Below are 604 nucleotides of genomic sequence, written 5' to 3'. Positions count from 1 at the left end.
CGTCCTGGAACATCACATACGGCGAGGTCACCCGGTCCAGACCGGTGTTGCGCGGGCTGCCGCAGCCGCCGCTGGTGACCCGGCGCCGGACCAGCCGCACCCGCGGTTCGGCCACGGCCAGGCGCGCGAGCAGTTCCGCGCTGTCGTCCGTGGAGCAGTCGTCGACGGCGACGACCTCGCGGACGGCGGGACCCTGGGCCAGCGCCGAGCGCACGGCGGTCGTCACATGCGCGGCGTCGTTGTGACCGATGACCACGACGCCGACCTGCGGTGCGGGCGCGGGGTGCGGGGAGTGAGGGTGCATGGGGCCGCGTTCCGGAGTCGTAGGAATGGCGGGTTACCGCCCGCTGAGGGGGACTTGCGGCCCGGTCCGGAAGACGGCGGCATCAGGGCTCCGGTTCACTGCTCCGGTTCACTGGGGAACGGGGAGCGGGCAACGGGGAACAGGAGCCGGGGCGTCCGCCGAGCGCCGATCAGCTTCCCGCCCTCGCGGCCCCCACAGCGCCGTGGGGGCCGCGAGGGCGGGAAGCGTGACAGGCAGCGCCGTGGGGGCCGCGAGGGCGGGAAGCAGCGCTGTGGGGGCCGCGAGGGCGGGAAGCTGATC

At 74.8% G+C, this 604-nt stretch carries 1 protein-coding gene; it reads right to left on the bottom strand.

What is annotated here, in order from left to right; translation table 11 throughout:
* On the bottom strand, positions 1-304 hold a 304-nt coding region (locus EAO75_RS44810), incomplete at its 3' end, for a glycosyltransferase family 2 protein (protein ID WP_148000871.1).
* Between the last annotated feature and the right edge of the window lie 300 nt (positions 305-604).

The sequence above is a fragment of the Streptomyces sp. UW30 genome (assembly GCF_008042075.1).
In the GTDB taxonomy this organism is placed as follows: domain Bacteria; phylum Actinomycetota; class Actinomycetes; order Streptomycetales; family Streptomycetaceae; genus Streptomyces.
Note: the sequence above shows the minus strand (reverse complement) of the source record. Positions and strands in the feature narration are given on the sequence as shown.